Below are 23,488 nucleotides of genomic sequence, written 5' to 3'. Positions count from 1 at the left end.
TGGTGGTTTAACATCACATCCGGTAGTTATATCGATTTAAGCGTCACTGACTCATCTAATAAAGCCGCTATCTGCGGCTTTTTTTCTGCCTGAATCCACTGCCTCAGTAATTGCATTTTACGCCCCTGATTTTTGAGCTATGTCAGTATTGCTCCGCCCTGTTCCGGCTCGTTAGCGATAGCTGTGAAGGCGTGGTTTAAACAGCAACAAAGTTAGCCCATTATTGTTCAGGTCTCTACGAATATTCAGGTGATCATGAGCCTGGCCGGTACAGGAGAGGCTTTGATGCCCGGTTATATGAATAATTTTAATACCGAGCTGGTGGTTTTCAGGCCAAAAGTCGGCGATAAAATCTGCGCTGGCGGATTTTATCGCTACGGTACAGGGATGTTTGGCAGTGACTATGACGGGTAATGACTACAGCTCGCTAAGCTGTGATTCCACATACAGATAACCAATTCCCATCAATTGCTGAGCGCGGTTAAGTTGACCGAAGCTTATCTGTGTTGCTCTGGCACGCGGATTATCGCCGTGGTCGAACGGATTAAATCCGGTTTGCTGTACCAGAGTATGTAACCAACTATCACCAAAGGCGCAGCTACGGCCGTACAGCCATATTTGATTAATATTCAATATATTCAGAAAGTTATACAGACTCAGTCCAATTGCACTGGCTGCGTGTTCGGCCCAGGCCTGAATACGCACATCTCCGTGTTTCCAGGCATCAATTAGTTGATCGGTAGTCAGTGTTTCCGGATCATAATGGGGTGCCGGTTGAGATTTCATCCACACTCTGGCCTGTTTTTTCAGTGCACTAAGAGATGCCACTGTCTCCAGACAACCGTAACGCCCACAGTCACAGGCAATCCCATCGGGATCAATGATGGTATGACCAATCTGGCCGCTGCCATACAAACTGCCACGCCAGATACTGTCGTTGATCACGAACGATGAACCAATCCCGTAATCGACGTTAATGACACAAAAGTCGCCGTTAGCTGCCGGATTCTGCCACTTTTCAGCCAGTGCCAGCATGACACAGTCATTATCCAGACGTACCTGTACACCCAGCATTTCCTCCAGCAGATATTTTATTTCAACCGGTGTTTTCCACGGTGCCTGCGGCATCGTTTTGGAGGCACCGGTAACAGGATCAACCTGCCCGTGAACGCCCAGAGCGAGGTTAATGGTCACCTCGGGATACTGCCGACGATACTCCCGCCAGTGTGTCGCTAATGCAGCCAGTAACGCTTTTGGCGTCTCTGGAGTGATAACTTCATGTCGCCAGTCACCGACGGCCATCAACCGTGCGTCCGCCAGTTGGCTGATGATGCTGGTGGGAGTGACGTTAATACACAACGTCCAGGCGCCTTTTTCCGGCAAATGATAGCTGCCGCTGCTCAAACCGCGCTGGCTTAACGTTTCCCGGGAGTGGCTGATTCTCCCTTCATCCATTAACTCTTCGAGGATGTTGCTCACCGCCGGGATCGACAGACTGGTGAGCTGCGCCAGCTGTGACTTACTGAGCTGTTTTTCCCGCCACAGATGCGACAAAAAAATCTGTTTATTCGCCTGGCGAACTCTGGCGTTATTGAATCCCGGTCGCTGCATTCACTTAACTCCCTTAACTGTATTGCGTGAGCATTGCGCATTTTAACGCCACTTAACTGCCGCAGAATAGCATCAGGTTAAGTTTTTACTTTTGTTTATTGAGTGGAGAGCGGCATGTACGGTTCAGTTAAGGTTTGGCAGGAAACGATCACCCTCCCAACATGGACTGCGGGCGAGGAAGACGCTAACCCGATGTTTCTGGAGAAACGGGTTTATCAGGGATCTTCAGGCGCGGTTTATCCCTATGGCGTGATTGATACGCTGACTGGTAAGCGTGAAATGCGCGATTACCAGGCGGTGTGGATGGAGAATGATTTCATTCGCATTATGCTGTTACCGGAGCTGGGCGGGCGCATTCACCGTGCATATGACAAAGTGCAGCAGCGCGATTTCGTTTACTACAACGAAGTGGTCAAACCTGCGCTGGTAGGGCTGCTCGGGCCATGGATTTCTGGCGGTATTGAATTTAACTGGCCGCAGCACCACCGCCCAACCACGTTTATGCCGGTTGATTTTACGCAACAGCAAGGTGAGCAGGGTGAATACACCGTGTGGATGGGAGAAGTTGAACCCATGCGTGGTTTACAGGTCATGACCGGATTCACGCTGTACCCGGATCGCGCTCTGATTGAAATAACCGGTAAGGTGTTTAATGGCAATGCCACTCCGCGCCACTTTTTATGGTGGGCGAATCCGGCAGTGAAGGGCGGTGACGATCACCAGAGCGTTTTCCCGCCGGATGTGACCGCAGTTTTCGATCATGGTAAGCGCGATGTGTCTGCGTTCCCTATCGCTACCGGTACTTACTACAAAGTGGATTACTCCGCTGGCGTGGATATCTCCCGCTACAAAAACGTCCCGGTTCCAACCTCCTATATGGCTGAAAAATCAAACTATGATTTTGTCGGCGCATGGCATCACGGGGAACGTGGAGGATTGTTGCACGTTGCAGATCACCACGTTTCACCGGGGAAAAAGCAGTGGACCTGGGGATACGGTGATTTTGGCGTCGCCTGGGATCGTAACCTCACCGATGACAACGGTCCGTATATTGAACTGATGACAGGGGTCTTTACCGATAACCAGCCTGACTTTACCTGGCTTGCTCCGTACGAAGAGAAAGTCTTCGTACAAAATTTTCTGCCCTACAGTGAACTTGGCATGGTGCAAAACGCCAGCACGCAGCTGGCGCTTCGTCTGGAGCGTGATGGCAGCCAGCTCTCTATTGGTGTCTATGCCATTGCGCCGCTGCGGGATGTGCAGGTTACGCTTTCTGCAAAGGGAGAACCATTCTATGAAAATACGCTGACCCTGGCGCCGGGGCAAAGCTGGCTGGTTGACGTGTCTGATGGCGGTCATACTCGGGTGATGATGAGCGTGACGCGGGCTGATGGTGTTACGCTTCTGGATTATGAAGAGCACATTGCCGAAGAGCTACCACTGCCTAAGGCGGCTGTTGCCCCTGCGCAACCAGAAGCATTGTCCAATACCGATGAACTCTATTTTATTGGGCAGCATCTGGAACAGTACAACCACGCCAGCCGCTATGCGGAGGACTATTATCGCCGTGCGCTCGAGGTAGACCCACAGGACTATCGCAATAATGTGGCGCTGGGAACGCTGGCACTAAACCGTGCTGACTGGATCCTGGCCGAACGTTGCGCGCGCAAGGCGCTGGAACGTGCGCATAAGCTTAATAAGAATCCGCGCGATGGTGAAGCGAGCATGTTGCTGGCCGCTGCGCTGGAGCGTCAGGGTGACGATGACAGCGCCTGGGAAAATTACTATAAGGCAAGCTGGAGCGGCAACTGTCGCGATGCGGCGTTCTGGTCATTATCACGCCTGGCGATGAAACGCCAGGACTACGCCGGTGCGCTGGAAAAGGTAGAACAGAGCCTGCGTTTTAACGGTAGTAATAACCTCGCCATGGGGTTGAAAGCCCTCGCGCTGGCGAAACTGAATCTTCCTGCGAAAGCACTGGACTATATTACCCAACAGCTTGTTGATTATCCGCTGAGTTATACCCTGCACTACGCGCGCTGGGCAATCAGCCAGGATGATGACTCAGCACAAGCGCTTATCTCCATTACCGGTCGACGTGGCACGAATGCCTGCGAGCTGGCAGGATGGCTGACCTCATTTGGTCAGCAGGATGCCGCCCGTGATGTGCTGGAACTGCTCGACAGCCAGGAAACATTACCGATGTTGTGGCGAGCCTCACTGAGCGAGGATCCGCAGCCTTTCATTGACCGTGCCCGTAAGTGTCTGCAAAAACGCGTGCGTTTCCCTAATACGCTGGATGAAGTGCAGATGCTGCAAACGCTGGCGCAGAGTGCCTTTGCCCGCTACTTGTTGGGGTGTTTCTGGTACAGCAAACGGCGTTATACCGAAGCGGTTTCTTGCTGGCAATTTACCCTTGAGCAGGAGCCGGATTTTGCCCCGGTGCACCGATTACTGGGGATTTACGCCTGGAACAAACAGCACGATGCATCGCTGGCGAAACGCTATCTGTCTCAGGCTGTGGCGCTGGAGCCACAAAATGCGCGTTTCCTGTTTGAACTCGATTATCTCAATAAGCTGATGGCGCAACCGGCTGAACAGCGTTTAGCAAAACTTGAAGCCAGTAAAGACGTGGTATTCCATCGCGATGATCTGACGGTAGAACTGCTCAGTCTGTGGAATGGGCTGGGGCACTATGATGCTGCTGCGGCAGTGCTGAGTGAGCGCGTATTTCACCCCTGGGAAGGTGGTGAAGGCAAAGCCACCGGACAATATCTGCTTAATCAACAACATCGGGCGCTGGCTGCTATTCAGGCAGGCGACTACCAAACTGCCATCATTTTGTTGCAGCAGGCATTGCACTACCCGCAGAACCTGGGGGAAGGACGTTTACCCGGACAAACGGATAATGACATCTGGTATTTGCTGGGTTATTGCACCAAACAGCAGGGATATATCGAAGAAGCCCGGCAGTATTTTGTGCGAGCAACTCGCGGTGGCAGTTCGCTTGATGCCGGACGCTATTACAACGATCAGCCGGTGGATTATCTCTTCTGGCAGGGTATGGCATTGAGAGCGTTGAGCGATAACGCAGAAGCAGACAACCTGTTTCACAGCTTCCTGCAATGGGTCGAGTCGCAACACGATAAGGTTCCTGAAGTCGATTTCTTTGCAGTATCGCTTCCCGATCTTGTAGTGCTGGATACCTCTGCACAAGCGAAACACCAGCAACACTGTCTGTTCATCAATGCGCTTGGGCATCTGGGACTGGGAAATATTCCTGACTCCCGGCACTTCCTGGATGCGCTTCTGCAACTCAATCCGGCGCATGACAAGGCGCAACTGCTGCGTCACGCCATTAACGTAAAGCTATTCCTGTAACGCTCTGATCGGGTGGGGGCGACTCCACCCGAAACCTTCTGTCCCCTGCGTTTCCCTGAAAGAGGAATCATAATGAATAACGCGCAGACACATTTAAAGATTGGCTATGTCTGGACTATCTGCCTGGTTGCGGCTTGCGGTGGTTTACTGTTTGGCTATGACTGGGTGGTGATTGGCGGGGCAAAACCCTTCTATGAAGCTTACTTCTCTATAACCGATCCGGCACAGTCTGGTTGGGCGATGAGTTCGGCGCTGGTGGGCTGTATCTTTGGTGCGTTGATTTCCGGTTGGTGCGCCGACAAGTTCGGCCGCAAAATGCCGCTTATTCTCTCAGCGATACTCTTCAGCGCTTCGGCCTGGGGTACCGCCGTAGCCAGCAACTTCGACATGTTTATTGTCTATCGAATTGTTGGTGGTGTAGGGATTGGTCTGGCGTCGGCGCTCAGCCCACTTTATATCGCCGAGGTCAGCCCGGCTGAAAAGCGCGGTCGCTTTGTGGCGGTCAACCAACTGACCATCGTAATTGGCGTGCTGGCAGCACAACTGATCAACCTGATGATTGCGGAACCGGTTGCAACCGGCGCCACGCAGCAGGCGATTGTTGAAAGCTGGAATGGCCAGATGGGCTGGCGCTGGATGTTTGGCGCCGAGTTAGTGCCTGCGGTGGTGTTCCTGGTTTTGATGTTCTTTGTACCGGAATCACCGCGCTGGCTGGTGAAGGCCGGGAAGGTCGAGCGTGCGCGAGCTATGTTGCAACGGATTGGTTCTGCCGAATATGCCGGACAAACTTTGCAAGAGATCGAACATACTCTGCAAAAAGATAATCATAGGGTGGCCTGGTCAACGCTATTACAACCGCAGATCAAACCGATCGTCATTATTGGAATGGTACTGGCTGTATTCCAGCAATGGTGTGGGATCAACGTTATCTTCAACTATGCCCAGGAGATCTTTGCGTCCGCCGGGTTCGATATCAATGGGACACTAAAATCTATTGTGGCGACGGGGATTATTAACCTGGTCTTTACCCTGGCCGCGTTACCGCTGGTGGATAAAATTGGTCGCCGTAAACTGATGCTGTTTGGGGCCTCTGGACTTACGGTCATCTACGTGTTGATTGCCGGTGCGTATGGGTTAGGTATTCTCGGCTGGCCGGTACTGGTCCTGGTGCTGGCAGCGATTGCCATTTATGCCCTGACGCTGGCTCCGGTTACCTGGGTATTACTGTCAGAAATTTTCCCTAACCGTGTGCGTGGGCTGGCAATGTCGCTGGGCACACTGGCGCTGTGGATTGCCTGTTTCCTGCTGACTTACACTTTCCCGTTGCTTAATGCGAGTCTCGGCGCATCAGGAAGCTTCCTGCTCTACGGTGTTATTTGTGCCATGGGTTACGTTTATGTGCTACGCAATGTGCCGGAAACTAAAGGCGTAACGCTGGAGGCACTGGAAGAAAAACTGGCGGCACAGCATACGAAGGTTAGTGCATCAGCCCAACAACGAAGCGCCCGATAATGAACGACGCGCTGACGTTGCAAAACGCACATCTGCGGATGTGCGTTGACCCTCAGGGCGGTTCGTTGCTGAGTCTGGTTTCGTTACAACATCAACAACCTGTCTTACGTGAAGGGCAAGGCAAGAAGCCTGGTGATTGCGGCCTGTTCCCTATGCTACCTGTTGCTAATCGTGTGGCGGACAATCGTTTTCTGCTGTGTGGAAACCGGGTGGTTTTACCCCAACATGATGCGGACGATGTTTTCTATTTACATGGTGACGGTTGGCTGAAACGCTGGGAGGTTGTTGTTGCTACCGAAAGTCATTGTTTACTGCGGTTGCGCAGCCAGCACGCATGTGGCTATGACTATATAGCGGATCTTTGCTATCAGTTGGAAGAGTCAAGCCTTTACGCCTCGTTAATGATAACCCATTGCGGCGTGCAGTCGATGATCTATGGCTGTGGGTTCCATCCGTTTTTTGCCTTTGATTCGCACAGTACGGCGCAGTTTACCGCCGGTGGTTACTGGCCGGAGGGGGAGCAGCACCTGCCACTGAGCTGGCAAAGTGATATTCCGCCGCCTGCAGATTTCATACACGCGCAATATGGCGAAGATGACTGGTTAAATGTGGGATATTCCGGCTGGAGCGGACGGGCTGTTATCCAACATGATGTGATGAAGGTCACGCTTTTAGCGCAAACTCCCTGGCTGATGCTGTTCAGAATGTCGGGTGGCGAGTTCCTTTGCCTTGAGCCGCAGACGCATCCGGTGAATGCCCACAACATGCAGGGACTGCCGGGGTTAAGGGTATTAGGCCAGGGAGAACAGTGCCATTTTTCGATGCAAATTTGCGTAGAGTAGGGCAAGAATCATGTTATCTGCCTGTTAATGCTCTCTTGCGCCAGCCCGTGTTTATCGCCAGACTATCGCCACCAAACGGGAGGGAATCATGGCTTTGCATTCCACGCGCTGGCTGGCGCTCGGTTATTTCACCTACTTTTTTAGCTACGGTATTTTTCTGCCTTTCTGGAGCGTCTGGCTCAAAGGTTTGGGGCTGACGCCGGAAACCATCGGTTTGCTGCTGGGCGCGGGGCTGATTGCACGTTTTCTCGGTAGTTTGCTGATTGCGCCGCGCGTGAGTGATCCCTCTCGTTTGATTACCGCTTTACGTATTCTGGCGCTGCTGACGCTGGTGTTTGCTCTGGCATTTTGGGCGGGTACGCATGTGGCATGGCTGATGGTGGTGATGGTCGGGTTTAACCTGTTTTTCTCACCGCTGGTGCCGCTAACGGATGCGCTGGCTAACACCTGGCAAAAACAGATCACCATGGATTATGGTCGGGTACGTTTGTGGGGATCGGTGGCCTTTGTGATTGGTTCGGCGCTAACCGGTAAACTGGTGAGCCTGTTTGATTACCGGGTTATCCTGGTGCTGCTGACGCTTGGGATGGCTTCAATGCTGCTGGGTATGATGATTCGACCGAGCGTGCAGCCGCAGGGTGAAAGCCGCCAACAGGAGAGTGCCGGATGGCCAGCCTGGCGTTTGCTGATCACGCAGAGTTGGCGTTTTCTTGCCTGTGTGAGCCTGCTGCAAGGCGCACATGCTGCCTATTACGGTTTTAGCGCAATTTACTGGCAGTCCGCCGGGTATTCCGCCTCGGCGGTCGGTTATTTATGGTCGCTGGGCGTGGTTGCCGAAGTGATTATCTTCGCACTGAGCCACAAGCTGTTCCGCCGCTTTAGCGCTCGAGATCTGCTACTGCTTTCTGCTGTTTGTGGCGTTGTACGTTGGGGACTGATGGGTTGGAGCACAGAATTACCGTGGCTGATTGTGGTGCAGATCCTGCATTGCGGTACGTTTACCGTCTGCCACCTGGCGGCCATGCGTTATATTGCTGCGCGCCAGGGCAGTGAAGTGATTCGCCTGCAGGCGGTTTATTCTGCTATTGCGATGGGGGGGAGTATCGCCATCATGACAGTGTTCGCAGGCTTCCTGTATCAGCATTTGGGTAGCGGCGTATTCTGGGTGATGGCGCTGGTTGCTCTGCCTGCCATCGTCTTGCGACCTAAAGTGCAGGCGCAATCTCCGGCGTTATGATTCCAGTATTTTGCGGATCTGTTGTTGCTGATGAGGCGTAAGCGCCAGGTCCGCATGAATTAACGGCGGTGAAAACAGCGGTAGCGGCGTGGTGTACGGTGTGATAATCAGCGCCACGCCACGCGGTGAACCCTGTTTCTGAAAATCCTGCATCGGCATATGTTTTACGTTCAGCGGCAGCAGGGTCAGCTCACGTAGCTGTTGTTCAATATGTGTCTCAAGCCGTTCATTATTGCCCGTCAGCAGGATAATTTGCTTCTCGTGTAAATCCTTCTCCTGCATCAGCCATGCGCCGAAAATCACCGCGACCAGCCCCGCTTCTTCCTCTGAAAACTGCACATCGTATTCTGCTTCGAACCCGTTTAATGCCTCGCGTGTGGTGCGCACCAGCCGGGGATAAAGCCGGCTGAACTCTTCCGGCAGGGTGTTATCAATACCGATGGCAAATAAGCTTCGGTTAAGCGCCTGAGCAAGGTGTATATACAACTGGTCGTTCAGTCCTTGCTCGTCGCTGAAGCGAACGTTGCCATACTCGCGAAAACGCAGTACCAGCCGGGCGATGGCCAGACGCAGACGGCGGTCCTGCTGATGGTTATCACGAATAGGGTCAGGAATACGGATCATCGAAAATAGCAGCGCCATGAACAGCGACTCGCCCAGGGGGGCAGTCTGCATTACGTGGCGTTGCCAGTGACGGCCAATTTCTTCGGCGAGCGGATACTCGGCGCAAGATTGTGCCCAGACCTGCTGTACCGGATTAAACTCCGGGGTGATCCCTGTATGGTGTTGCAGCAGGCAATACTGCAAAAAAAGCCGCAGGAACTGGATATCACGACACTCAAATGGTTTCTGCAACCGCCGGGAACAGAGGTTGATGAGCGCCTGCAAATTAGTATCGTCATACAGCTGGCGTGCGATACCCTGTTGTTTCAGCTCCATTTTTAATGCTGGTGTAAATTGTTGGTTGATAAACGTCGGACACAGGCGCAGTCCACGTCGAAGCCAATGTAACAGGCACAGGCGTTGATTCAGCGGGGTCCCTTCGATTTGATAGCGACCGTTTTGAGTCGAGGTAATCGCGAGCCGGTGATAGCGCTGGATTTCGAGGCCCGCGCCAATGATATCCTCGCGGACAATATTGTCATCGACGCCATTGAGACTGCTGAAGGTCTGCGCGGTGGCGCTTTGTCCCGGCAGAAAAAGCGTCAGCAACATCTGGCAGCGACGTTGGGGAGCAGAAAGTACAGATGGCGGGGCAAGCGTTGACATCATCTGTAAGGTCTCCCGAAAGTATTTTTGATAAGAATAGCTAAAGTTTGCTGATAGAAATGGAGAATGGAATCCTTTCCGCCAGGAATGCTGGGAGACGTCACAGAATTTTTAACGTAAGGAACAGAAGGTCGTAGTTAAACGCAGCGCGTTAACCTGTTTTTTCGCTGTTTTATCTTTGTTTAAACAACAAAAACCCCGCCAGCGGGTGACGGGGTTGGAAAAGTGAGCGGAAATGCGCGGTTTAGACTTTCTGCTTCTGACTTAGCGTTAATCCTACATCACCGCCTGGATGCACCGCCAGCAGGGTTTCTTTTGAGTATCCACTCTCGCTCATCAGACAGGCACAGGCGGCATCAAAGATAGCCAGAACCAAAATAATAGATGTGGTTGCCAGCATATTCAGCGGATCGGCCTCGCGCTGCACGCCCGTGGAAATCACCAGTCTGGAAGCGCTGGCGATGGCTGAATTCGCGTTTTCAGTTACGCTCAGAATCGGTACCTTTCTCGCTGCCAGCCCAGGCAGCAGTCGGGTGAGTTCATCGGAGTTGCCTCCGCGCGACAGCATAATGACCAGATCGCCAGTATCCAAAAAACCCAGGTCGCCATGAGCTGCATCGGTGGCATTGAGGTATATCGCCGGACGCTCAACGCAGGCAAGCATATGCGCCACTTTGCGCGCCGCAATGCCAGAAGTACCCACGCCGGTTACCACTATTTTACCTTTGCAACTGCGCAGTTCTGTCAGCAGATCTTGCCAGACCTGTTCATTCAAATGATGTTGAAGACCTGCGAGGGCATCGCTGTAGAGATGCCACACGTGGGTGGCCTGAGACCATGAATCACTCATGCGTCCTCCTGCATCAGCTTGCGGTATTTCATATGATCCTGATACATCTCGTGGAAGACGCGATATTTACGGTCATAGTACTGCTTAATCCGGTTGGTCTGTGGCGTGACTGTTTTACCAATGCGGCTCATTGCCGACATTGCTTCCGGGAAAGTTTCGAATACCCCTGCCGCGATAGTTCCCATCATTGCGCTGCCCAGCAGCATGGCTTCGCTCTCTTCCGGCAGCAGCATGGCGCAGCCGGTGGCATTGGCATGTTCCTGAACAAAGATTGGGTTTTTCGTGCCGCCGCCACTGGCCATAATCGTATCGATGTTGTAACCGCTTTGATTCATCGTTTCGATAATATGACGCGTTCCCAGGGCAATGGACTGGATGGTTGCCAGATACTGCAACGCCATATCCTCGGGCGTGCGGGACAGCTTCAGCCCGGTGATAGCGCCGGTGAGTGTCGGGTTCGCGCGCGGTGAGCGGTTGCCGTGGAAATAGGGAAGAATATGCATATCACGGGTCAGGAACGCGATGTCTTCCGGTTCGCCAGCCATTTTACGTAGCAATGAATTCAGTACTTCGTAAATAGTCTGTCCCTGAGATTTTGCCTGTGCCAGCAGCGTTTCGTAGCATGGGTGCGACTGAATGACGTGGTCGATTAACGCTCCTGTTGCAGACTGCCCGCCTTCGTTGAGCCAGTATTCCGGCAGCACAGCAGAGTAGTAAGGCCCCCAGACGCCGCCGATAAAACGCGGTTCTTTGGAAATCGCCATATGCCCGGTAGATGTGCCGCCAATTAGCGCAACGCGGCGGTCAAAATCAGCCACTTCTCCAGAAACGCCGCAGGCCCCAAGCGTGCCGAGCGTACCAGCGTGCGCATCGATAATTGATACGCTGACCGCAGTCCCCGGGATCAGACCCAGTTCGCTGGCGGCACGTGCTGACAACCCGTGCCCGAGCGGTTCGCCCATGGTTTTCACGTAACGACCAATTTTGGCGGCATCGTGCTCCAGCAGGTCTTCCAGCCCAATCTGGCGGAAATAGCTGGCGTCCCATTTGTCTTCATGACCCATGTAGGTCCATTTACACACGGTTGAACACAGTGAGCGCGTGTCATCTCCGGTGGCGCGCCAGGTCAGGAAATCAGGCAGATCAAAATAGTAACCCGCGTTTGCCCAGGTGTTGGGCATATGCTGTTTCAGCCATAGCAGTTTTGGGGTCTGCATTTCCGGAGAAATAATTCCTCCGACGTAGTCCAGCACCCGATGGTGCAGGGCGTTAATACGCTCGGCCTGGGTAATGGCCCGGTGATCCATCCACACAATAATGTTCTGCTCGCTGCGCCCGGAAGGGCTGATAGTCAGCGGCTTACCTTCTTTATCCAGAACCACCAGTGAACAGGTAGCGTCGAAACCCAGACCTTTAACCTGGATAGGGTTTATATCTGACTGGTTAATCGCGTCGCGAACCGCGTTACACACAGCCTGCCAGATATTATCAGAGGACTGCTCAACGAAATCAGCTTGCGGACGGTAGATCTCAATGGCCCGACTGGCCTGCCCGACCATCCTGCCGTTGAGATCAAATACCCCTGCGCGGGCGCTTCCGGTTCCGACATCCACACCAATAAAGTAACTTGCCATAATTTTTTCTCCTGAAATCAGGCTTTACGATTCTGTAATGCGATAAAGAGGATCAGTACTGCGCCCCAGAGAGCCATCGTCAGATAGCTACTGATCCCCAGCAAGTTAAGGCCGCTTTCCAGCATTTGCAGCACAATGAGCGCCAGCACCAGGCCGATAATGCGCCCAAAGCCACCATCCGGATTGATACCGCCAAGCACGGAGGCGAGGATGGTTACCAGCAGGTATGATTCACCGTATCCGGCTTTTGCCGAGTTGAATTTCGCCATCATCAGAATGGCCGCTACCCAGCCGAGCAGAGCAGATATGACATACACGGAAATTTGTACGCGAACGGTATTCACACCGCTGTAGCGGGTAGCCTGTTCATTGGAGCCGACAAGATACAGGCTGCGTCCCAGCGTGGTGTGCTCCAGCAGTACCCACAGCAATATGGCGACCAGGAAAAAGAGCAATAGCGCCACAGGGATACCGGCAATGGTGGCATTACCGAGATATTGAATGACCGGCGGGAATCCGGAGATCACCGTCCCGTTGGAGAGCAGAATATTCAGCCCTGAGATAAGCGTCATCGTGCCGAGGGTGGCGAGAATCGGTGAAACGCCCACCCAGGCGATCAGCGCGCCGTTCAGTGTGCCAATGGCAACTGCTACCGCGGCGCCCGCCAGCAGAGCGAGAACCAGAAATAGTGGATTATCCGGGTGGGTGACAATCACCGCAGCCATTACCAGCGAGCAGGCGTTAGCACCGGCAATAATCGACAGGTTAATGCCCCCGGTCAGCATGGTCATGCCCATCCCGAGCGCCAGCATCCCGAGGATCGGTAATTGTGAGCCAATAGACTGGAAGTTAGCGACGCTGAAAAAGCGGCTACCCAGCAGGGCCGAGAAAACCAGCGCCACGACCACAATAATGACGCATTGCAGGCGAATGATGGCATCACCGGGTAAAAATCTGGCGAATGTTTTCATCTCAAAGCTCCTTTGCCAGTTTGCGTTTTTCGTTCCAGGCCGTGGCGCTAATACTGACCAGGATAATGGCGCCGCTGAAAACAGTGTGCCAGTAAGAGGAGACGCTCAGCAGCGTCAGGCCATTTTGTAAGAAAGCCAACAGGACAACGCCGAGCAGAGTTCCCGTCAGCGTCCCGCGCCCGCCGCTCATGCTGGTTCCGCCGAGAACGACCGCCGCCAGAACGGTTAGCTCAAAGCCGAGCAGTGAATTGGGAGCGACCGATTGAGTGATTTGTGCCTGAACCACTGCGGCGATGCCTGCGAGAATACCCATATAGCCATACACGTAGAAATGCAGCTTCAGTAGGTTCAGCCCTAGGCGTGAAGCCGCGTCGCGGTTGCCGCCCATGGCGTAAACCTGGCGACCGAGGCGGGTATAGTTCATTAGCACGGCAGTAAAAATAATCACTGCTGCCAGACACAACAAAGGGAGAGTAAGGCCGTAGTCGTAGCCGTCCGCAGCAGTGAACGAGAACCAGTTGATACCGTTCATAAACCAGTCTGGAAAACCGTACAGCCAGGTGCCCTTCGTTGTGTAAACCAGCAGACCGTAGTAGACGTTCAGCGTGGCAATGGTAATGATGATCGCCGGAACACGCAGCCAGTAGACCAGAAAACCGTTGATAAGCCCGAGCAGTAGACCGACAGCAATCGCGATAACCAGCGCCAGCGCGAAGTTGCCGCCGTGGCCGATAACCCAACTGGCCATCGCGTATTGGGCAATGGCGGTCATAGCAGGGAATGAAATATCGATTCCGCCGGAAATCAGTACTACAAACAGCCCACAGGCAAGGATGCCGAGAATGGCGTAGCTGGTGGCGACGTCCGTCAGGTTCCCCAGTGACAGGAACTCATCGGTGCTGACGCTCAGTCCGACGGCAAGGGCAACCACCAGCAGCCCCAGCCAGAACTCATGTTGCCCGATTAAACGGGAGATACGCATACTATTCATTGATTACCTCAACCACTTCAGCAATCTCCTCTTCACTACAGTGATGAGGATTAAATTCCGCCACCAGCTTGCCGCGGCGCATCACCAGCACGCGGTGGCTGTTGTAATACGCTTCCGGAATTTCATCGCAAATCATTAGCACTGCCATTCCCTGTTCGGCCAGATCGCGGGCGATCTGGTAAATGCCCTCTTTGTTAGCGATGTCCACGCCAACGGTTGGTGAGTCAAGGATCAGGATGCGCGGATTAGTCGCCACCCATTTGGCAATGGCAATGCGCTGGGCATTGCCGCCGGAAAGTGTTTTCACTGGCAGATGCGGATCGGAGACTTTAATGTTCAGCTCGCGGATCAAATCAGAGACCAGCTTCTGCGCTTTGCGATGATCGAGCAGACCGCTGCGAGTGTGCAGTTGGTCAAATACGGTGACGATGGTGTTGTCGTAGATCGACTGCTCCATGATCAGCCCTTGCGTCAGGCGATCTTCCGAGACATAGCCGATCCCGTGTTTAATAGCGTCGTGGTTATTGCGAAGCTGAACCGGCTGACCGTTAATACGGATCTCACCGCTTTCAGGATGCGTCATGCCGAACAGGCTCAGGCATAGCTCGGTTCTCCCGGCTCCCAGCAGGCCGACAATGGAAACAATCTCACCGCTACGCAGAGACAGATTGATATTTTGGTATTTTCCTCTACGACTGAGATCGCGCAGTTCCAGTAACGGTTCCTGTTCGACGGGCGGTTTCTCTGGCAACGGGCTGTAGTGGAAGCGCTGCCCGGTCATCAGGAAGGCCAGTTCGTGACTGTCAAGTTCACTGGCAGGGAAAGTCCCCACCAGCTTACCGTCGCGCATTACGCTGATACGGTCTGCGACTTCCATCACTTCATCAAGGCGATGGCTGACAAAGACAACGCAGATCCCGGCTGCTTTTAATTCGTTGACTACCCGCAGCAGACCATTCACTTCCTGGCGGGTCAGGGAGGCGGTTGGTTCATCCATGATCACCAGACGGGCGTCGGCAGCAATTGCCCGACAAATAGCCACTAACTGGCGATCGGCAATAGAGAGTTTTTCGACTTTTTTATCAGGATCGATGGTCACACCGATACGCTTCATTGCGGCCAGAGCCTGTTGCTTCATGGACCCGCGACGCACCCAGATATCACCACCCGGCAGGTAGCGGTTGACCGCAATATTTTCCGCGACGCTAAAATTTGGAAATAACGACAGGTCCTGATAAATAACCTGAATGCCGTAATGTGAAGACAGCTGTGGCGTCAGGTGGTGGAACAATTTGCCGTCGAGTAAAATCTGCGCACCTTTTTCAGGATGATAAACCCCGGAGATCACTTTAATAATGGTGCTTTTGCCACAGCCGTTCTGACCTGCCAGACAGTGAACTTCGCCTTTTTTCAGCGTCAGATTCACGTTATCCAGCGCCAGCACGCCCGGGAATTGTTTGCTGATATTCTCAAGAGTGATAAATGCGGTGGTGTCTGTCATGGACAATACCCCTGCGAGCGTCCTGCTGGACGCTGAGTGTTAGTTTTGTGGATAACGCCGACCAGGCGGTCGGCGTGAGGTTCCCTGGTGTTGGCTAAGGCCTTAGAAACCGAGTGATTGTGCGTTATCTTTGGTGACTTCGAGGATCTTGTTAAAGCGGATCACTTTCTTCTCCATGTCGACATCGGCTTTCCCTAAACTATCGATACTTAGATCGGCGTTGACTTCTTTACCCTGCAACAGTTGATCGGCAACCGTGACCAGTGCGTAGCCAGCGTCTTTCGGATCCCACAGCAGCGCTTTTTTGATATCGCCGCGCATCAGGTAAGGTGCAGCCTGTGCTGGCATGGCGATACCAACAACGGCAATCTTGTCTTTAGCGCGTTTTTTCTGAACGGCCTGACCTGCTCCGATAGGACCCAGTGAGCCGAAACCAATGATGCCTTTCATCTGCGGATAGGTTTTCATCAGATCCAGCGTAGTGGAGTAGGATTTATCGATACTCTCCGCTACTGGCAGGCGCGAAGTGACTTCAAACATCTCAGGGTATTTTTCTTTCTGATATTTAATCGCGTAGTCAGCCCATGCGTTATGCAGCGGCACCGTCAGCGAGCCTACATAGATGGCATAACCGCCTTTGCCGCCCATATTTTTTGCCAGCTCATCGACGTTGGCCTGTGCGTATTTTTCACTGTCGATGGTTTCGATATCCCACTGACCAATTTGTTCGTCCGGGGATTCGTGGGTCAGAACGACAATGCCTTTCTCGCGAGCTTTTTTCAGGACAGGCTCAAGGACCTTGGCGTCATTCGGCACTACGATTATCGCGTTGACGTTTTTGGCGATCAGATCTTCAATCACTTTTACTTGCTGAGCCGGATCCGGCGTAGAAGGACCGGTCTGGTAAGCATTTACATCCAATTTTTTTGCTGCTTCATTGACGCCGGTTTCCATGCGGTTAAACCATGGAATACCGGTGACTTTAGCAACCACAGCAATCTCATATTTTTCCGCCGCAAAGGACGTACCGGACAACATGCATGCAGAAACCAGGGTTGCACTGAGTAATGCGAGTTTGAATTTCATAGTTGTACCTTTAGTAGGGGGCAGGGCATGTCACGGCGTGAAGTTAACAACGAATGGAAGAGGGAATGAATCATAAGTTTGGTAAATGTGATCTGCGCCCGTTTTTGTGATTTTTTAGATAAAAAATGGTTAAATTTTAGTTAAATATGAATGGTTGAGCATTCATGCACTTCAATTGTTTGTTAATAAACAATTAAAATGAAACCATTAATTAACAATTAATTATCATCTCCCTTAAGTTAATGCCTCATGGAAGCATTTTTGCCTTTATCGTCGGGAAACAAAATTTCAAAATTGAGAACTGAATCGAGACCACAAAGAGGGGCTAAATATTCTTCCGTTCAATGGTATGCTCACCACACTTTCGCCAAAGACGTCATCATTGCGATTGTGGCGGCCTGTATTTTTATCGTGGAGAACTCATGCAACGCGTTAAACATATTGTCATAACGTTGCTTCTCGCTGTTCTGTCCTTTAGTGCTGGCGCGCATCCGCATAGCTTTATTCATCTGAAAACCGAGATAGTCAGCGAAAATAACCAGTTTGTGGCGTTGAAAATGCGCTGGACAATGGACGAAATCACCTCGGCCGACCTGCTATATGACGCGGGCAATGCCAAACCGGGAGATGAAGTGTGGAAAAAACTGGCGGCAGAAGTGATGGCGAATGTACTCGGACAACACTACTTCACCGAAGTGTGGCATGCCGGGCAAAAGGTAAAATTTAAAAATCGCCCGACAGAATATGGCATGGAGCGTAAGGAACACCAGGCGGTGCTGACGTTTGTTTTGCCGCTGGCCGAACCGCAGCCGCTGGGTGGACAGACCTATGTCATATCCACGTTTGATCCAACCTATTACGTGGATATGAGCTACGACAAAGACAGCGATGCCACCCTGGCGCCGGCCATAAGCAAGCAATGCCGGATTAGCGTGCACACGCCTACGCCTGATGAAGAAACGCTGAGTTTTGCGCAGTCGCTGGATAAAGAAGATGCGCCGCCGGAGGATATGGATTTGGGTAAACAGTTTGCACAGAAGGTAACGGTGGAATGTCAGTAATCTGGCAACAACGCATATTCGGCCGCCGCTGGCTGACACTGTGGCCGTTGGTCGTGTTTTTGCTGCTGGCGACAGGCGGTGGGCTGTGGTTATGGCATGCCTGGCCGCAGGTCATGGTGAAAAGTATTCTCTGGCAGCGTGAGGTCAATCAGCAAATGAGTGGCTTGCTTAAAGCCGTCGCCGCCAGCCCCACCCAGGCAGGTGGTTCGTTGCTGTTGTTTAGTTTTGTTTATGGAGTATTGCACGCGCTGGGGCCGGGGCATGGAAAAATCGTCATCACCACCTGGCTGGCGACGCACCCTTCTAAGCTTAAATCGAGTATCGGACTGACGCTCGCCTCTTCCTTATTACAGGGGCTGGTAGCGATTGGGCTGGTGGTTGCGGTGCTGACAGTTCTGCAATTGCCGGCTCGACAGCTACACATGAGCAGTTTCTGGCTGGAAAAGGGGAGTTATGCGCTGGTGGGCACACTGGGCGTTTTGCTGTGCTGGCGGGCGCTGAAAAAATTAAGCAAGCTGTTGCGTCGCCCCAAATTTACCTCCTTCACGGCCCATCATGTACATCACGACGGTTGTGGTTGTGGGCATCAGCATTTACCTGACCCTGAACAGATACAGAGCGGTGATGACTGGCGCGCCCGGATGATGATTATTCTCTCAATGGGTATGCGCCCGTGTTCCGGGGCGATTATGGTGTTGCTGTTCAGTAAAGTGGTTGGTGTATTTAGCTGGGGAATGGCATCGGCGCTGGCAATGGCGGCGGGAACATCCCTTACCATTTCTTCTCTGGCATTACTGGTACACTTTTTCCGTACGCTGGCGGTGAGGCTCAGTAGAAATAAGGCACCGGTGTTATGGCGTCAGGTCGGCTGGAGCACGCTGGCATTAGCCGGGGGGGCGGTGTTGATTGTTGCTGCTGTGGTGATGTGGGTAAGTGCAGTACCGGTTGGCAGGGGATTAAGACCGTTTTGAAAAGTGCCGGATAGTTTTCAGGCCCGGCAGGCGGTAACGCCACCGGGCACTGCTGAGATTAACGCTTCAGCGCATCACTCAGTTCGTCACGCATGTTCGCCAGCATAGCTTTAACGACGCGCGGATTGCCTGCAACGATGTTGCCGGTTGACATGTAGTTATGACCACCGGTGAAGTCGCACACCAGTGCGCCTGCTTCACGAGCAATCAGTTCACCTGCGGCAAAATCCCACGGCTTAAGGCCGATTTCGAAGTAACCGTCAACACGAGCGGCGGCAACATAGGCCAGATCCAGCGCAGCAGAGCCGGTGCGACGGAAGTCAGCGCACTCGGTAAACATTTTGCCAAGGATCTTCATGTAAGAGGCGGCGTGTTGCTTCGCTTTAAACGGGAAACCAGTAGCGATGATAGTGCCGTCCAGATCGCGAGCGGTGCTACCACGCAGACGGTAACCATTCAGCTGTGCGCCCTGGCCGCGAGTTGCGGTGAAGAGTTCGTTACGCATTGGATCGTAAACAACAGCGACTTCAGTACGGCCTTTGATGCGTACTGCGATGGATACCGCGAAGTGCGGCAGACGTTTTACGAAGTTGGTAGTGCCATCCAGTGGATCGATAACCCATTGAACATCCAGATCTTCACCAACATGTTCACCGCTTTCTTCGGTGATGATGGTGTGCTGTGGGTAAGATTTGCGGATCGTTTCGATAATAATCGCTTCTGCGGCTTTATCGACGTTAGTCACGAAATCATTGCTGCCTTTCTGGCTGGTTTCTACAGAGTCAGGCGTTTCGTAGTGTTTGGCAATTACATTACCCGCCTTGCGCGCTGCGCGCACGGCGATGGTCAGCATCGGATGCATCGGTCTCTCTCACTGGATGTTAAAGAACGGGAAAACGGCGCAGAGTATAGCAGCGAGTTCGGAATATGTCTTCGTTTTATGATAATATGGCCGAATAATCTTAAGCTGAAGAAATACAATGCTGCAAAATATTCGAATTGTGCTGGTGGAGACTTCTCACACTGGCAATATGGGTTCTGTCGCCCGTGCCATGAAAACCATGGGTTTAACCAATCTGTGGCTGGTAAATCCACTGGTAAAACCGGACTCCCAGGCCATCGCCCTGGCGGCCGGTGCCAGTGACGTGATTGGCAGTGCGCAAATCGTTGACACGCTTGATGAAGCGCTGGCCGGTTGCAGTCTGGTTGTCGGTACCAGTGCGCGTTCGCGTACATTACCGTGGCCGATGCTCGACCCACGCGAATGCGGATTAAAAAGCGTCGCTGAAGCGGCGAATACTCCTGTGGCGCTGGTCTTTGGTCGTGAGCGCGTTGGGTTGACCAACGACGAACTGCAGAAATGCCATTATCACGTCGCCATTGCTGCTAACCCGGAATACAGTTCGCTTAATCTGGCGATGGCAGTGCAGGTCATTTCTTATGAAGTGCGTATGGCCTGGCTGGCAACGCAGGAAAGCGGTAAGGCTGCGGACTATGAAGAAACTCAGTATCCGTTGGTGGATGATTTAGAACGTTTTTACGGTCATCTGGAACAGACGCTGTTGTCGACGGGCTTTATTCGTGAGAACCATCCGGGGCAGGTAATGAATAAACTGCGCCGTCTGTTTACCCGTGCGCGCCCGGAGAGCCAGGAGCTGAATATTCTGCGTGGAATGCTTGCATCTATTGAGCAGCAGAATAAAGGAAAATAGACCGCTTTAATGCTGGATGGCGCTGCGCTTATCCGGCGCTAAGAATAGCGCACTGAAAGTTAAATACTTGACTAAATTAGTCAAGTAAATAGTTGACTGATTTAGTCGGGAATGTCAGACTTGCCCCTGCTATGCAATACCCCCATTTTACAATAAAAAACCCCGGGCAGGGGCGAGTTTGAGGCTAAGTAAGACATGAGACTGACATCAAAAGGGCGTTATGCCGTGACCGCAATGTTGGACGTTGCGCTCAACTCCGAAACGGGCCCGGTACCGTTGGCTGATATTTCTGAACGTCAGGGAATTTCCCTGTCATATCTGGAGCAGCTGTTCTCCCGTTTGCGTAAAAACGGTCTGGTTTCCAGCGTACGTGGACCAGGCGGCGGGTATCTGCTGGGTAAAGATGCAGGTAGCATCGCAGTAGGTGAAGTAATCAGCGCTGTTGACGAGTCGGTTGACGCCACTCGTTGCCAGGGCAAAGGTGGTTGTCAGGGTGGTGATAAGTGCCTGACACATGCGCTGTGGCGTGATTTGAGTGACCGTCTGACCGGTTTCCTCAACAACATAACCTTAGGTGAACTGGTGAATAACCAGGAAGTACTGGATGTGTCTGGTCGCCAGCACACGCATGACGCTCCACGCACTAACCGTGCACAAGACGCGATCGACGTTAAGTTACGCGCTTAATAATAGTATTTCAGAATCAGGCCGGGGTGTTGCACACCCCGTTAACTCGGTCGTACATCCAGCCGGTTGCCTGATTCCTTGCATTGAAGCGATGTACGGAGTTTATAGAGCAATGAAATTACCGATCTATCTCGATTACTCCGCAACCACGCCGGTGGACCCGCGTGTTGCCGAGAAAATGATGCAGTTTTTGACCCTGGACGGAACCTTTGGTAACCCGGCCTCTCGTTCACACCGTTTCGGCTGGCAAGCAGAAGAAGCGGTAGATATCGCCCGTAATCAGATTGCTGATCTGGTCGGTGCCGATCCGCGTGAAATCGTCTTTACCTCTGGTGCGACTGAATCCGACAACCTGGCGATTAAAGGTGCTGCCAACTTTTATCAGAAAAAAGGCAAGCACATCATCACCAGCAAAACGGAACACAAAGCCGTGCTGGACACCTGTCGTCAACTGGAGCGTGAAGGGTTTGAAGTGACTTACCTCGCCCCACAGCGCAACGGCATCATCGATCTGAAAGAGCTTGAAGCGGCGATGCGTGATGACACCATTCTGGTTTCTATCATGCACGTGAACAACGAAATCGGTGTGGTACAGGATATCGCGACTATCGGCGAAATGTGCCGTGCGCGTGGCATCATCTACCACGTTGATGCGACCCAGAGCGTGGGCAAACTGCCTATCGATCTGAGCCAGCTGAAAGTTGACCTGATGTCCTTCTCCGGTCACAAAATTTACGGTCCGAAAGGTATTGGTGCGCTGTACGTTCGTCGTAAACCACGTATTCGCATCGAAGCTCAGATGCACGGCGGTGGTCACGAGCGCGGTATGCGTTCCGGTACGCTGCCTGTCCACCAGATCGTTGGTATGGGTGAAGCTTACCGTATCGCGAAAGAAGAGATGGAAACCGAGATGGCGCGTCTGCGCGGTCTGCGTAACCGTCTGTGGAACGGCGTTAAAGATATGGAAGAGGTGTACCTCAACGGTGATCTCGAGCATGGCGCTCCGAACATTCTCAACGTCAGCTTCAACTTTGTTGAAGGTGAGTCGTTGATTATGGCGCTGAAAGATCTGGCTGTATCCTCCGGTTCTGCTTGTACTTCTGCAAGTCTGGAACCATCCTACGTGCTGCGCGCGCTGGGTATGACTGACGAGCTGGCACACAGCTCAATCCGTTTCTCTTTAGGTCGTTTTACTACCGAAGAAGAGATTGACTACACCATCAATCTGGTTCGCAACTCCATCGGCCGTCTGCGTGACCTTTCTCCGCTGTGGGAAATGTTCAAACAGGGCGTGGACCTGAACAGCATTGAATGGTCACATCACTAATCGGTAGATAAGGAGAATTCATCATGGCTTACAGCGAAAAAGTAATCGATCATTACGAGAATCCACGTAACGTGGGCTCTTTTGACAATAGCGACGAGAACGTGGGCAGCGGCATGGTGGGTGCACCTGCTTGTGGCGACGTGATGAAGTTGCAGATCAAAGTCAACAATGAGGGTATCATTGAAGACGCGCGTTTCAAGACTTATGGCTGCGGTTCCGCGATTGCCTCCAGTTCTCTGGTCACCGAATGGGTGAAAGGGAAATCACTGGACGAAGCACAGGCGATTAAAAATACCGATATCGCTGACGAGCTTGAACTGCCACCAGTGAAAATTCACTGTTCTATTCTGGCTGAAGACGCGATCAAAGCCGCGATTGCGGATTACAAAAGCAAACGTGAAGCAAAATAATTAAGAGTTGAGGTTTTATTATGTCGATTACCTTAAGCGACAGTGCAGCAGCGCGTGTAAATACCTTCCTGGCAAACCGCGGTAAAGGGTTTGGTCTGCGTCTGGGCGTGAGAACCTCCGGCTGCTCAGGTATGGCCTATGTACTGGAATTTGTTGACGAGCCGGCGGCTGAAGATACCGTGTTTGAAGACAAAGGCGTTAAAGTTGTGGTCGACGGCAAGAGCCTGCAATTCCTCGACGGTACGCAGTTAGACTTCGTCAAAGAAGGTCTGAACGAAGGGTTTAAGTTCACCAACCCGAACGTGAAAGACGAATGTGGGTGCGGCGAAAGCTTCCACGTGTAACGCGCTTACCGATAACCCCACCGTGGTCGCCTGCGCGTGGGGTTTGTTTTACCTGACTCTCTGGTTTTGCCACATCGAACAACAGAGAATC

At 52.6% G+C, this 23,488-nt stretch carries 20 protein-coding genes and 1 pseudogene; 12 read left to right on the top strand and 9 right to left on the bottom strand.

Features of this window, described 5'->3' with window-relative positions; genetic code table 11:
- Window positions 1-132: 132 nt before the first annotated feature.
- A pseudogene (locus tag OH663_RS14725) lies at window positions 133-454 on the top strand (hypothetical protein); the annotation flags it as partial.
- On the opposite strand, the gene OH663_RS14720 reads toward OH663_RS14725, so the two are convergent.
- Complete coding sequence (locus OH663_RS14720) at window positions 418-1,611, bottom strand: ROK family transcriptional regulator (protein ID WP_045446219.1); 1,194 nt, start codon at window positions 1,609-1,611, stop codon at window positions 418-420. The pseudogene OH663_RS14725 and the gene OH663_RS14720 sit on opposite strands and share 37 nt — an antisense overlap.
- Before the next feature lie 114 nt (window positions 1,612-1,725).
- Here OH663_RS14720 and OH663_RS14715 point away from each other — a divergent pair, with 114 nt between their 5' ends.
- The 4 genes from OH663_RS14715 (at window position 1,726) to OH663_RS14700 (ending at window position 8,583) form a co-directional block, all read left to right on the top strand.
- On the top strand, window positions 1,726-4,992 hold the full coding sequence (locus OH663_RS14715; RefSeq protein ID WP_045446216.1) for a DUF5107 domain-containing protein: 3,267 nt from the start codon (window positions 1,726-1,728) through the stop codon (window positions 4,990-4,992).
- Window positions 4,993-5,064: 72 nt separating this feature from the next.
- Window positions 5,065-6,504 carry a sugar porter family MFS transporter gene (locus OH663_RS14710; RefSeq protein WP_045446211.1) on the top strand — a complete coding sequence of 480 codons (1,440 nt, stop codon included), beginning with the start codon at window positions 5,065-5,067 and terminating at the stop codon, window positions 6,502-6,504.
- Window positions 6,504-7,346: an aldose 1-epimerase gene (locus OH663_RS14705; RefSeq protein ID WP_200010331.1), complete on the top strand. Its 843-nt coding sequence runs from the start codon at window positions 6,504-6,506 to the stop codon at window positions 7,344-7,346. The genes OH663_RS14710 and OH663_RS14705 overlap by 1 nt, the downstream gene beginning before the upstream one ends.
- A gap of 88 nt (window positions 7,347-7,434) precedes the next feature.
- Window positions 7,435-8,583 carry a 3-phenylpropionate MFS transporter gene (locus OH663_RS14700; protein ID WP_200010329.1) on the top strand — a complete coding sequence of 383 codons (1,149 nt, stop codon included), beginning with the start codon at window positions 7,435-7,437 and terminating at the stop codon, window positions 8,581-8,583.
- On the opposite strand, the gene csiE is transcribed toward OH663_RS14700, so the two are convergent.
- The 7 genes from csiE to OH663_RS14665 all read right to left on the bottom strand — a co-directional run bounded on the left by csiE (window position 8,578) and on the right by OH663_RS14665 (window position 16,885).
- Window positions 8,578-9,855: a stationary phase inducible protein CsiE gene (csiE, locus tag OH663_RS14695; protein WP_045446202.1), complete on the bottom strand. Its 1,278-nt coding sequence runs from the start codon at window positions 9,853-9,855 to the stop codon at window positions 8,578-8,580. The genes OH663_RS14700 and csiE overlap by 6 nt on opposite strands.
- 241 nt (window positions 9,856-10,096) lie before the next feature.
- Entirely contained in the window at window positions 10,097-10,702 is a 606-nt protein-coding gene (locus OH663_RS14690; RefSeq protein WP_045446199.1) for a KpsF/GutQ family sugar-phosphate isomerase, read from the bottom strand.
- Complete coding sequence (locus OH663_RS14685) at window positions 10,699-12,336, bottom strand: FGGY-family carbohydrate kinase (protein ID WP_048220814.1); 1,638 nt, start codon at window positions 12,334-12,336, stop codon at window positions 10,699-10,701. The genes OH663_RS14690 and OH663_RS14685 overlap by 4 nt, the downstream gene beginning before the upstream one ends.
- Before the next feature lie 17 nt (window positions 12,337-12,353).
- On the bottom strand, window positions 12,354-13,307 hold the full coding sequence (locus OH663_RS14680) for an ABC transporter permease (protein ID WP_045446193.1): 954 nt from the start codon (window positions 13,305-13,307) through the stop codon (window positions 12,354-12,356).
- Between the two features lies 1 nt (window position 13,308).
- The gene (locus OH663_RS14675; RefSeq protein WP_045446190.1) at window positions 13,309-14,298 is read right to left on the bottom strand and encodes an ABC transporter permease; all 990 of its coding nucleotides are present in this window, start codon (window positions 14,296-14,298) and stop codon (window positions 13,309-13,311) included.
- A complete protein-coding gene (locus tag OH663_RS14670) occupies window positions 14,291-15,799 on the bottom strand; it encodes a sugar ABC transporter ATP-binding protein (RefSeq protein ID WP_045446187.1) in 1,509 nt (502 codons plus the stop codon). The genes OH663_RS14675 and OH663_RS14670 overlap by 8 nt, the downstream gene beginning before the upstream one ends.
- A gap of 102 nt (window positions 15,800-15,901) precedes the next feature.
- Window positions 15,902-16,885, bottom strand: a complete 984-nt coding sequence (locus OH663_RS14665) for an autoinducer 2 ABC transporter substrate-binding protein (protein ID WP_045446184.1) — start codon at window positions 16,883-16,885, stop codon at window positions 15,902-15,904.
- Window positions 16,886-17,307: 422 nt separating this feature from the next.
- Here OH663_RS14665 and OH663_RS14660 point away from each other — a divergent pair, with 422 nt between their 5' ends.
- A complete protein-coding gene (locus OH663_RS14660; RefSeq protein WP_200010321.1) occupies window positions 17,308-17,946 on the top strand; it encodes a DUF1007 family protein in 639 nt (212 codons plus the stop codon).
- Window positions 17,937-18,917: a nickel/cobalt transporter gene (locus OH663_RS14655; protein WP_200010319.1), complete on the top strand. Its 981-nt coding sequence runs from the start codon at window positions 17,937-17,939 to the stop codon at window positions 18,915-18,917. Before OH663_RS14660 ends, OH663_RS14655 begins: the two co-directional genes overlap by 10 nt.
- Before the next feature lie 58 nt (window positions 18,918-18,975).
- Here the strand turns inward: OH663_RS14655 and suhB are convergent, their stop codons facing one another.
- Entirely contained in the window at window positions 18,976-19,779 is an 804-nt protein-coding gene (gene suhB, locus OH663_RS14650; protein WP_045446176.1) for an inositol-1-monophosphatase, read from the bottom strand.
- A gap of 118 nt (window positions 19,780-19,897) precedes the next feature.
- Between suhB and trmJ the strand changes: the two genes are divergently transcribed.
- From trmJ to iscA, 5 genes are all read left to right on the top strand, one after another.
- Window positions 19,898-20,629 carry a tRNA (cytosine(32)/uridine(32)-2'-O)-methyltransferase TrmJ gene (trmJ, locus tag OH663_RS14645; protein ID WP_045446173.1) on the top strand — a complete coding sequence of 244 codons (732 nt, stop codon included), beginning with the start codon at window positions 19,898-19,900 and terminating at the stop codon, window positions 20,627-20,629.
- Window positions 20,630-20,824: 195 nt separating this feature from the next.
- Window positions 20,825-21,316, top strand: coding sequence for a Fe-S cluster assembly transcriptional regulator IscR (iscR, locus tag OH663_RS14640; protein ID WP_003037674.1), 492 nt, complete (start codon window positions 20,825-20,827; stop codon window positions 21,314-21,316).
- A 112-nt stretch (window positions 21,317-21,428) separates the two neighbouring features.
- Window positions 21,429-22,643 carry a cysteine desulfurase gene (gene iscS, locus OH663_RS14635; RefSeq protein WP_045446170.1) on the top strand — a complete coding sequence of 405 codons (1,215 nt, stop codon included), beginning with the start codon at window positions 21,429-21,431 and terminating at the stop codon, window positions 22,641-22,643.
- A gap of 23 nt (window positions 22,644-22,666) precedes the next feature.
- Complete coding sequence (iscU, locus tag OH663_RS14630; RefSeq protein WP_002913991.1) at window positions 22,667-23,053, top strand: Fe-S cluster assembly scaffold IscU; 387 nt, start codon at window positions 22,667-22,669, stop codon at window positions 23,051-23,053.
- 20 nt (window positions 23,054-23,073) lie between these two features.
- A complete protein-coding gene (gene iscA, locus OH663_RS14625) occupies window positions 23,074-23,397 on the top strand; it encodes an iron-sulfur cluster assembly protein IscA (RefSeq protein WP_003037681.1) in 324 nt (107 codons plus the stop codon).
- Window positions 23,398-23,488 lie beyond the last annotated feature (91 nt).

Source organism: Citrobacter sp. Marseille-Q5395, from assembly GCF_947057495.1.
GTDB lineage: Bacteria > Pseudomonadota > Gammaproteobacteria > Enterobacterales > Enterobacteriaceae > Citrobacter > Citrobacter murliniae.
Note: the sequence above shows the minus strand (reverse complement) of the source record. Positions and strands in the feature narration are given on the sequence as shown.

Bases quoted from the DNA above. Each gene is read 5' to 3' on its own strand.
- iscA (WP_003037681.1), top strand. From the start codon at position 23,074: ATGTCGATTACCTTAAGCGACAGTGCAGCAGCGCGTGTAAATACCTTC.
- OH663_RS14710 (WP_045446211.1), top strand. From the start codon at position 5,065: ATGAATAACGCGCAGACACATTTAAAGATTGGCTATGTCTGGACTATC.
- OH663_RS14680 (WP_045446193.1), bottom strand. From the start codon at position 13,307: ATGAAAACATTCGCCAGATTTTTACCCGGTGATGCCATCATTCGCCTG.
- iscS (WP_045446170.1), top strand. From the start codon at position 21,429: ATGAAATTACCGATCTATCTCGATTACTCCGCAACCACGCCGGTGGAC.
- OH663_RS14665 (WP_045446184.1), bottom strand. From the start codon at position 16,885: ATGAAATTCAAACTCGCATTACTCAGTGCAACCCTGGTTTCTGCATGC.
- OH663_RS14685 (WP_048220814.1), bottom strand. From the start codon at position 12,336: ATGGCAAGTTACTTTATTGGTGTGGATGTCGGAACCGGAAGCGCCCGC.
- suhB (WP_045446176.1), bottom strand. From the start codon at position 19,779: ATGCATCCGATGCTGACCATCGCCGTGCGCGCAGCGCGCAAGGCGGGT.
- OH663_RS14720 (WP_045446219.1), bottom strand. From the start codon at position 1,611: ATGCAGCGACCGGGATTCAATAACGCCAGAGTTCGCCAGGCGAATAAA.
- OH663_RS14675 (WP_045446190.1), bottom strand. From the start codon at position 14,298: ATGAATAGTATGCGTATCTCCCGTTTAATCGGGCAACATGAGTTCTGG.
- iscR (WP_003037674.1), top strand. From the start codon at position 20,825: ATGAGACTGACATCAAAAGGGCGTTATGCCGTGACCGCAATGTTGGAC.
- csiE (WP_045446202.1), bottom strand. From the start codon at position 9,855: ATGATGTCAACGCTTGCCCCGCCATCTGTACTTTCTGCTCCCCAACGT.
- OH663_RS14670 (WP_045446187.1), bottom strand. From the start codon at position 15,799: ATGACAGACACCACCGCATTTATCACTCTTGAGAATATCAGCAAACAA.
- OH663_RS14705 (WP_200010331.1), top strand. From the start codon at position 6,504: ATGAACGACGCGCTGACGTTGCAAAACGCACATCTGCGGATGTGCGTT.
- OH663_RS14715 (WP_045446216.1), top strand. From the start codon at position 1,726: ATGTACGGTTCAGTTAAGGTTTGGCAGGAAACGATCACCCTCCCAACA.
- OH663_RS14700 (WP_200010329.1), top strand. From the start codon at position 7,435: ATGGCTTTGCATTCCACGCGCTGGCTGGCGCTCGGTTATTTCACCTAC.
- OH663_RS14655 (WP_200010319.1), top strand. From the start codon at position 17,937: ATGTCAGTAATCTGGCAACAACGCATATTCGGCCGCCGCTGGCTGACA.
- trmJ (WP_045446173.1), top strand. From the start codon at position 19,898: ATGCTGCAAAATATTCGAATTGTGCTGGTGGAGACTTCTCACACTGGC.
- OH663_RS14690 (WP_045446199.1), bottom strand. From the start codon at position 10,702: ATGAGTGATTCATGGTCTCAGGCCACCCACGTGTGGCATCTCTACAGC.
- OH663_RS14660 (WP_200010321.1), top strand. From the start codon at position 17,308: ATGCAACGCGTTAAACATATTGTCATAACGTTGCTTCTCGCTGTTCTG.
- iscU (WP_002913991.1), top strand. From the start codon at position 22,667: ATGGCTTACAGCGAAAAAGTAATCGATCATTACGAGAATCCACGTAAC.